The sequence below is a fragment of the Arthrobacter sp. TB 26 genome (assembly GCF_000427315.1).
Lineage (GTDB): Bacteria > Actinomycetota > Actinomycetes > Actinomycetales > Micrococcaceae > Arthrobacter.
Window position 1 is genome coordinate 1 of sequence record NZ_AUPJ01000311.1, and the last position, 8,655, is coordinate 8,655.

Consider the following 8,655-nt stretch of genomic DNA (forward strand, 5'->3'; position numbering starts at 1 on the left):
AACTGGATAAGCGGGTTATCGCTTTGGGGTTTATTCCTCGCTCCGTGGGCGAGCTGAGGGTCTCTATCGATGATGCTCGCCGTCATACCCTCTGGTGCTTTGTCACTGGGTTTTGTTCGCAGTTTGGTCGCGACTGCGCTCTTCGGCGAAGCGGGGGTTCTTGCCGACAACGTAGCTCGACATGGGTGCGCCGGCGGCTCCCGCGTGGCGGGACAGAGTCTGCTTGCTGTATCCGAGCATGCGGGCAAGTGACGTGGCGTCAATTTCTTTGACCAGGCTCTGCAGGGTGGTGTTGCGGATGCCTTGGATGTTGACGCCCATCCCGCGCAGCTTCAGGAGGTGGGTGTTGGGGGATCGGGGTGCTCCTGCGCGGACGCCCGGGAAGAGCCAGCGTGTATCGCGGTTGACTGTCTGTTGGCCGGCGCGGTCCTGGAGGTGGGCCCAGAACATGGGTGCCAGCAGCTCGGGAATAGGTGCCGGATACCGGCCGAGACTGAGGAACATGCCTTTGCCGGTCACTTCGACGTCGTCGATGGTGAGCATGGCGATCCTGCCGATGGGGATGCCATAGAGCAGGAAGATCAGCCCCGCGATGCGGATCGACAAGGCGACGTTGTCGGCCTCGATGAGCTTGCGGACAAGGTCCAGGCGTTCCTGCTGGCTGAGGACGGGCGTCGTCCTGGCCAGCCGCGCAGCGACCTGGATGTCCTTCCCCGGCGTTTCCCGCTTGAGGTATTGGATGAAGTTCCGGATATGTCGACGGGTTGAGGTGCCCTCGGAGAGGTATTCGTCGATATGTATCTGGCGGAAGGAAGCTGCTGTCCGGCGGTGCTCATCGAGGAGCCAGCGGAGGAACTTTCCGGCCTCTGTGATCTCCTGCTTGGCCGAGCGCACGGCATAGTTCATGTTCTTCGTCGCGGATGACTCCGCCCGAAGTCTCTTGAGGTGATGCCAGCGGGCGAAACGCTCGATGGGGGCGTGGATTTCCGGCGTCGAGGAGAGCTGGTCGAGGCGTTCTTCCAGCCACTGCTCGAACATGGCCAGCTGCCGGTCTTCCTGTGCGGGCAGGATCCGGTTATGAGTGAGGATCGCGCGGACGTGCTCGACCGCCGGCGTCTTGGGCAGTTCGTCGAAAGCCCGGTGGGAGAGCTCGATCTCCCTGTCACCGATCCGTTTGAGCAGCCCGGCGGACCGGCCACCGTTGCTGCGCAGCCAGGTGTAGATGCTCTCCGGCCGCGTGGCCCCGGTCAATACCTTGATAAGGCGTTTGAGCCGCAGGTCGGGTGGGTCATTCGGCCTCAGAAGCTCCGTCAGATCGTTGGCGAGAACGCAGGTGATGCAGTGACCCCCGCGGAAGCGCTCGGCCTCGCGGCCGCAGTTGTCACAGGTGAGGTCCGTCGTGATGCCGGCGCATTCGCGACAGATGTCGTCGCCCGCATCCGTTCGACCTGGCAGCATTCTGTCGGCACCGCAGAGCGGGCATTGACCGTATCGGTGGGTTGCGTTCGTGAAGCATATTCCGCAGATCCGTCCGTCTGGCCAGCGGACCCGGATCTTTCCGGTGGTTCTCCCGCAGCGGTCGCAACCCTCGCTCGTCCTGTTTGATCGGGGACGACCGCGCGGCTTGAACTCACTGCTCATCGGGACGGGTAATGCGGGCGCGGACCGGGCGGTAGGCCTCCATCAGGGGGACATCCGTGCCGTCGCCGACGGCGGTCCGACGGCGCTGGGTGCGGGTTTCCGTTCCTGTGTAGGTAAAGATTTCGTTGGCTTCGACCTTGAAGATGTCGCAAAGTGCTGCCAAGACCTGGAAGGCGATCCGGTCCGGGTTCTGTCCGACGAGTCGGTAGATCTGCGACTCGGAGAGCGTGATGCCACGCTCCCGAAGCGGAGCGACCAGATCGCGGCTGTTGCGCATCCCGGCGCGTGCCATCAGCTCCTTGACGCGGAACTGGTAGTCGATTTGACGGTTCATCGTGATGCCTTTCCGGAAGGCGTTGTGGGTTTGGTCAGCAGCTTGCTGTTGCTGGCCAGGAGGGTTGTGTTGAGCACGCGTTCCAGTTCGCGCGCGGCGAAGTCGGGGGAGGGAAGTGTGTAGATCGTGGTCGTCGCTGTGTGCTCGTGGCCAACCTGCATCGAGATGAACTTGGTGTCATAGCCGTACTCGGTCTGCATGTGCGTGACATAGGACCGTCGCAGGGAGTGAAGGTCGAGCCCCGGCGGAAAGCCGAGTTCGTCGAGGAATCCGCGCATCCGATCCCGGAGGTTCTTTTCCGGAACCAGGCCGCCGCGGCCAGTCGGGAAGAGATCGCTGACAGGCTGCCCGTAGCGGGGAAGACCGCGTTTGACCCAGTCATCAACCGCCTCGGCTGCCCAGTCCAGGAGGGTCAGCACGGACCGCTGTTTCTTGGGGGAGCCCTTCTGCGACTTCCCGAACCGGACGCGCAGAATGCCGTAGTCGCCGAAGTACGGAGCCTTGACATTGCGGGAGAAATCGACCAGGCCGAGGTGACGGAGTTCGTCGCGCCGAAGGCCCCAACCGTAGGCGGTCTTGAAGGCGACGGCGTCACGCCACGCGGCAAGAGCGCCCTTGCGTCCGGAGTTTATGATCCGTTCGACTTCCAGGTCGGCTAGGTCGAAGAAGGCCTGCAGCTCCTCGAGAGTAAAGGCACGCTTCTCCGGACCCATATCGGCATCCTGGACGTGCCTGGCTTTGTTGAACTCGGTGATCACCTGGGAAAAGGTTGTCCCGAAGAGGCGCCCGCAGTTCTCGTTCCACGGGTATTCAGGGTTGGTTGCATACTCGCAAAACAGTTTGATGTCCGTCTGGTAGGCCCGGACAGTGGACAAGGCCAGGTTCTCGACACCGCGAAGATGGTCGAACAGCTCGTCCGCGTCGACGGGGGCCCACTCCCACGGATACTTGCCCGAGAAGTCCGCCAGGCGCATAACAGATGCGACCCGGCGCCTGGTCGTTTGCATGGTGAAGTTTTGCGCCGAGTGCGATCGCTTCCACCCGGTGAGCACCTCGCTCAGGAACCCGTCACGATCCGGCTCTCGATTAGGCAGCGGGAGGAACGCGAGACCGCCGAACTTATCACCCAAGGAGCCTCCTATGTCGACTGCAATTTTTGCAGTCAAAATGCAAAAAATGCAACAATGAGACACAAAATGCCTGATCAGACCCGGATTTTGCGACACAGGAAACCACAACAGTTCGCCTCGCCCGAGGTGATCCTGCGCGTGGCGAATCGAGCGAATCGCCTGGTCAGGGCCGATCTCGGCTCCTGAGCGATCGTTATCAGAAGTGGATGTATTCGCAGAAAATGCGAATAGCCTCTTTACAACACGACATAAGATCCGCTATCGGCCATTGCAGAGTTTTCCGAATACTTACCCAATGGAAGCGGTTGCCAATTCTGCATGTTTATGAGGCCCGTTCCGGTGGGCACCTCAACAGCCGCAACGCGGTAAGGTACCGGATCCGGGTCCCCGTCCGCGGCGCCGCCTACCGCGCGTGCAAGCCTACCGTCGTCGGACTGACCAAGGAGTAGGTCCTGACGTAAGGGCCCATGGGCCCACGCGTCGGCGCAGTGGCCCCCGACTCCCCGGTAACCGACTTCGTTGCCAACCGGAGACCACTTTCTGGATCAGCGACGACGGCGCCACGTCAACAGTGCCTTTCTCGCGTCCGACCGCGGCTGGTCGGCGCTGCAGGTTAGTGGCGCCAGGATCCAGGCTCAAGCGGACAGCGGCGGCGGGACTTCCGCTATCGTCCGCTTTCCCGCCGCCGGGGGCTCAAGGTATTAGTGGCATGCCCTTCAACCCTGTAGTGCTGGCGTAGCTCCAAATCGCGTGGTCGAGTTCTTTCTCGTCTACGTCGAGCTTATTGGCAGCCTCTTTGACTAGGGCGCCGGCAAATTGAGAACGCACCCGCCGCCCGACCGCGCGCCCCGCGAATTCAGTGATCCAAGTGTCTGCCTTCACGCCGTCATGGCTCAGGAGCATGGTGAAGTATTCCCACGTTATGGGGCCGAGGCCCGACACTCCGGTGTATTGAGTCCTGTGATTCGCATCGTTGGGCCTTAGGTGCGCTGGCTCGGTGACCCCAATGGCAGCGAAGCGCTTGGCCGCTTCCACGATGGCAAAAGCCTTGGTCTTTCCTGCATGCACTTTCTGGCGTTCAGTACCTTTTCCAGTGCAACCGGGTTCTGGGCCGCCAGGGAGCGCATCCTTTCTGAATTGGTGATGTGCTCCGAGTGCTTCTCATACCGCAGAACGGCACCTCGGGCTCCTGTCCACGACCCGTCGTTACGTTCCTTGCCGTACCGGAAACGGATGGACATGACGGCGTCGACCAATGCCAAGTCCATGCGGTCATAACCACCGGGCCACTTCTTCCACGGCGTAGGGATGGCGGCGATCGCAACGAGAAGCAGGCCGAGGTCAGTAGCGGGCTCGCTCACAGATAGCTCTTTACGCTCGCGCGGAGTGCTTCCGTGTGCTCGTAGATCTCTTCCAGTGAGCTGATGGGCACCCGAGTCTCTTCCTTGTTGTCGTCGAAGATGCCGATGTATTTCTGGGTGCGGTTGAAGTGCAGGCGGGCGATCGGCTTGCGATTGTTGTCGTCCAGTAGTACCGCGAAATAGGACTTGGCATCCCTCTGAACCACGCGAGCTGGCTTGACCTCGCTGCAGACGATGGCCCGCACGATCTGGTACCCCTCAATCTCCTCCAGCGTCGTTTCCAGGCCGTCAGCCTCGGCGAGGTCCGCTTCGGCCACAGGTGCGCTGGTAACGCTGGCAGCCACCGTAGCGTCGTCAGTTTGGGGAAAGGCCGGGGCGCCGAGGGCCTTCTTCAGCCGCTCGTTCACCTGATCGTTCAGGAACTGCTTGGACGCTTTAGTCACCAACGCGGTGAACTGCTCACGCACCTTCTGAGTGTAGGCGCCCGTATACACGCGACCGGTGAGGAACTTGATCCACTCGTCCTCCGGCTCCTTGAATTGTGCAGCTAGGGTCCGCTTGAGTTCGCCGATGTATTTCAGCTCGCCGGCCGCGCTGATGATCGAGTCGAGATCAAAGACGTCCTTAGACAGTTTCTGCAACTCCGGAATCAGGGATTCGTCGATGTCGTTCAAGTCGAGCACGAGGAATGGCTTGGCATCCATGCGATTCGGGGCATCGAGGTCCGTGAAGAATTGGTATACCTCGCCGTTGGTCAGGATGGCGATCCTGGCATTGGTCACGGCAAAGTACCGAAAAAGCTGAGAGGCGTGCTCGATTTTCACGGGTTCCGTGGACTTCTTGCACTCGATCAGAATCTGGACCTCGTCGTCCTTGACGATCGCGTAGTCAATCTTCTCGCCCTTCTTGAGCCCTACATCCGCGATGAACTCCGGAACAACTTCCATGGGGTTGAAGACGTCGTAGCCAAGAATTGTAGAAATGAAGGGCATGACAAAGGCATTCTTTGTTGCTTCTTCCGTCTGGATCACACCTCGCTGCTGGCGCACCTTTGCTGCCAAAGCGGAGAGTTTTTCTGCAAACTCCATTTGTCCCCCTAAGAATTGATGGTGCTGCCAACCGTAGCGCAGGCCTGCGTCAATTTATGGAAGCAGCCCTTCGAGGGGAAATGAGGCAGACGCCACGCTCGCATCCGGCGGCTGGTCCGCGCCTTCGGGAGCGACACCCAAGGCGCGCGAAAACGCGGACGAGCGGACCTCTAAACGAGCGGCCATGGGTAGCGCATGCCGGTGCGGTCCACCGGCATGACCCCCGCGACCAGCAGTCGCTGGACGCGGTGCTGCAGGGCGGCGACCTCGTCGTCGTCGAGAAGCTCGGCCACCTTGGCAGGCGCGGCTTCTGCGAGGGGCGCGATGTCCTCGAGCAAGGCTTCGGGGATGGGTTCACCGGCGAAGTCCCAGATCACGGTCCGCAGCTTGAAGCTTGCCGAGAAGCAGAGCCCGTGGTCGATGCCCCAGATGCGGCCGTCGTCGTCGCGCAGCACATGGCCGCTTTTGCGGTCGGTGTTGTTGGCGACGAAGTCGAACAGGGCGATCCGGGCCAGCTCGGCGTGGGTCTCGGGGGCGTCCTCGAACAGGGTGAAGTAGTGCTGCTGGAAGTCGCAGTCAATGAACCACTGCAGCGACCCGACGCCCAAGGGGGGGTCCTCGCGAATGATTGTCGGCGGCACAAGCCCCCACCCCAGCGATTCACTGAGCAGGTAGGCGGCGCGTTCGCGCTTGTAGAGCCCGGGCTCGAAGTCGGACAGCGGACGTTCGCCGGCCTCCGGCTTGTAGACCGCGTACCCCTCGTCCTCGCCGCAGGAGACCTGGACGAGGAACGTCTGGTTGCTGCTGCGCGGGATGAGCCCGAGCAACTCAATGCTGCCCTCGGTCAGGAGGGTCAGTTCCCGGCCGGACACCAGCAACTCCGGTTCACGATGTCCTTAGCCCGCTGAGCGGTTCCGACGTCGAGTTCACCATGTGCACCGCGGGATCCTGGCCCTCCACGAACGTGATGGCCGAGACCGAGCCCGGGCTGATGACGATGCGCTGGAACAGATCCAGCGGCGTGCCGAGAGCGTGGGCCACGGCGGCCTTGATGGGGTCGGCGTGGGAGAAGCACACCACCACACCGCCCAAGTGGTCCGCGCACAGTGCCTCCATCGCGCCGACGATCCGCGCCTGCATTTCCGGAAAGCTCTCACCGTCCGGGAAGCGGAACTGGGACGGGTTGTGCTGGACGGTCTGCCACTCGGGCAGGGCCCCCAGGTCCGCGATCGCGAAGCCGGTCCATTCGCCAAAGTCGCACTCGAGCAGCCCGTCGTCGTGCTTCACCGCCAGTCCCGTGCGCACAGCCGTCGGCTCCGCCGTTTCGCAGGCGCGCTCCAGCGGCGAGGAATACAGGGCGTCCACGGGCAGGCCAGAGAGCCGTTCCGCGACCCGCGCGGCCTGGGCCCGGCCCCGGTCGGACAGATGCAGTCCCGGCGCCCGGCCCGGGAGCACCATGCCCGTCGTCGGTGTCTCTCCGTGGCGCACCAGAAGCAGGAGCGTGCCCTGCTGCGGGGGCTCCGCTGAGGGTCCAGACGTTGCCGAAGTCATCACGATCCAGCGTAAGCCGGGCAACAGCCCGAAGCGCAAGAATCTCCGAAATCCCTCGATTCCCCGTCCGGTACAGGTCTACGGTGGAGGAGTGAGTGATCGCCCCGAAATCTTCACTGTTGGTGAACTGCGTGCCTCCGGCCACGTTCACAAGGACCTGCGCCGCGAAATCCGCGACAACCTGCTCGCCGCGCTCGCCGCCGGCCGCGACCCCTGGCCCGGGATGTTCGGCTTCAGCCGCACGGTCCTGCCCCAGCTCGAACGCGCCCTGCTCGCCGGGCACGACGTCGTCCTGCTCGGCGAACGCGGGCAGGGCAAGACCCGCCTCCTGCGCACCCTGGCCGGGCTGCTGGACGAGTGGTCGCCGGTAATCGAAGACTCGGAACTGAACGAACACCCGTACGAACCCCTCACCGAACACTCCCGCGCCCGCGCCCTCACCGAGGGGGACCGGCTCCGGGTGGCGTGGCGGCACCGCTCCGAACGGTACGTCGAAAAGCTCGCGACGCCGGACACCTCCGTCGCGGACCTGATCGGCGACGTCGACCCGATGCGGGTGGCCGAGGGCCGCCGCCTGGGCGACCCGGAAACCATCCACTACGGCCTGGTCCCGCGCTCCAACCGCGGCATCATCGCCATCAACGAACTCCCCGACCTCGCCGAACGGATCCAGGTCTCCATGCTCAACGTGATGGAGGAACGCGACATCCAGATCCGCGGCTACGTGCTGCGGCTGCCCCTCGACGTCCTGGTGGTCGCGTCCGCCAACCCGGAGGACTACACAAACCGGGGCAGGATCATCACCCCGCTGCGGGACCGCTTCGGCGCCGAAATCCGCACCCACTACCCGATCGAGCTCGACGACGAGGTGGCCGTCATCCGGCAGGAGGGCCACCTGGTGGCCGGCGTCCCGCCCGTCATCCTCGAGATCCTTGCCCGCTACACCCGGGCCCTGCGGCAGTCCCCGGCGATCAACCAGACCTCCGGGGTGTCCGCGCGGTTCGCCATCGCCGGCGCCGAAACCGTCGCCGCGGCCGCCCTGCGCCGCGCCAGCGTGCGCGGCGAGGACCAGGCCGTCGCCCGGATCATCGACCTGGACGCCGCGGTGGAGGTCCTCGCCGGGAAGATCGAGTTCGAATCCGGCGAGGAAGGCCGGGAACAGGACATCCTGGACCACCTCCTGCGGATGGCCACCGCCGAAGCCGTGCGGGCGCACTTCCACGGCCTCGACATGGGTGAACTCGTCGCCGCGCTCGACGGCCACACCACGGTTACCACCGGCGAACTGGTCACGGCGCGGGAGTTCCTCGACAATCTCCCGTCGCTCAACGGATCAAGCCTCTACGACGACATTAGTGAGCGCCTGGGCGCGGAAAACGACGGGCAGCGCGCTGCCGCCGTCGAACTGGCGCTGGAAGGCCTCTACCTCGCCCGGCGGATCTCCAAGGATTCCGACGACGAGGCGACGGTTTACGGTTAGGCGCCGTTACGGCTAAGGAGGGCCCATGACCGCTCACCACCGGTCCCGGTACAGCCGCTACGCGGGCGGG

At 63.5% G+C, this 8,655-nt stretch carries 8 protein-coding genes and 1 pseudogene (1 of these 9 only partly in view); 2 read left to right on the forward strand and 7 right to left on the reverse strand.

Annotated features, from left to right (window positions below; genetic code table 11):
• Positions 1-102: 102 nt before the first annotated feature.
• The 7 genes from K789_RS0111690 to K789_RS0111720 form a co-directional block, all read right to left on the reverse strand.
• A complete protein-coding gene (locus K789_RS0111690) occupies positions 103-1,458 on the reverse strand; it encodes a hypothetical protein (RefSeq protein ID WP_024366786.1) in 1,356 nt (451 codons plus the stop codon).
• 172 nt (positions 1,459-1,630) lie between these two features.
• Positions 1,631-1,975, reverse strand: a complete 345-nt coding sequence (locus tag K789_RS0111695) for a helix-turn-helix domain-containing protein (protein ID WP_024366785.1) — start codon at positions 1,973-1,975, stop codon at positions 1,631-1,633.
• Complete coding sequence (locus tag K789_RS0111700) at positions 1,972-3,105, reverse strand: tyrosine-type recombinase/integrase (protein ID WP_024366784.1); 1,134 nt, start codon at positions 3,103-3,105, stop codon at positions 1,972-1,974. Before K789_RS0111700 ends, K789_RS0111695 begins: the two co-directional genes overlap by 4 nt.
• Positions 3,106-4,085: 980 nt before the next feature.
• Positions 4,086-4,466 (reverse strand): hypothetical protein, encoded by a 381-nt coding sequence (locus K789_RS25650; RefSeq protein WP_035739582.1) that lies wholly within the window; start codon positions 4,464-4,466, stop codon positions 4,086-4,088.
• Positions 4,463-5,554 (reverse strand): type I restriction endonuclease, encoded by a 1,092-nt coding sequence (locus K789_RS0111710; RefSeq protein ID WP_024366927.1) that lies wholly within the window; start codon positions 5,552-5,554, stop codon positions 4,463-4,465. The genes K789_RS25650 and K789_RS0111710 overlap by 4 nt, the downstream gene beginning before the upstream one ends.
• 170 nt (positions 5,555-5,724) lie before the next feature.
• Positions 5,725-6,426, reverse strand: a complete 702-nt coding sequence (locus tag K789_RS0111715; protein WP_024366928.1) for an SCO1664 family protein — start codon at positions 6,424-6,426, stop codon at positions 5,725-5,727.
• Between the two features lie 13 nt (positions 6,427-6,439).
• Complete coding sequence (locus tag K789_RS0111720; protein ID WP_029704928.1) at positions 6,440-7,105, reverse strand: histidine phosphatase family protein; 666 nt, start codon at positions 7,103-7,105, stop codon at positions 6,440-6,442.
• A gap of 91 nt (positions 7,106-7,196) precedes the next feature.
• Between K789_RS0111720 and K789_RS0111725 the strand changes: the two genes are divergently transcribed.
• Both K789_RS0111725 and K789_RS0111730 read left to right on the forward strand, forming a co-directional pair.
• Complete coding sequence (locus tag K789_RS0111725; RefSeq protein WP_024366930.1) at positions 7,197-8,585, forward strand: sigma 54-interacting transcriptional regulator; 1,389 nt, start codon at positions 7,197-7,199, stop codon at positions 8,583-8,585.
• 25 nt (positions 8,586-8,610) lie between these two features.
• A pseudogene (locus K789_RS0111730) lies at positions 8,611-8,655 on the forward strand (vWA domain-containing protein); it runs 1,956 nt beyond the window's last position.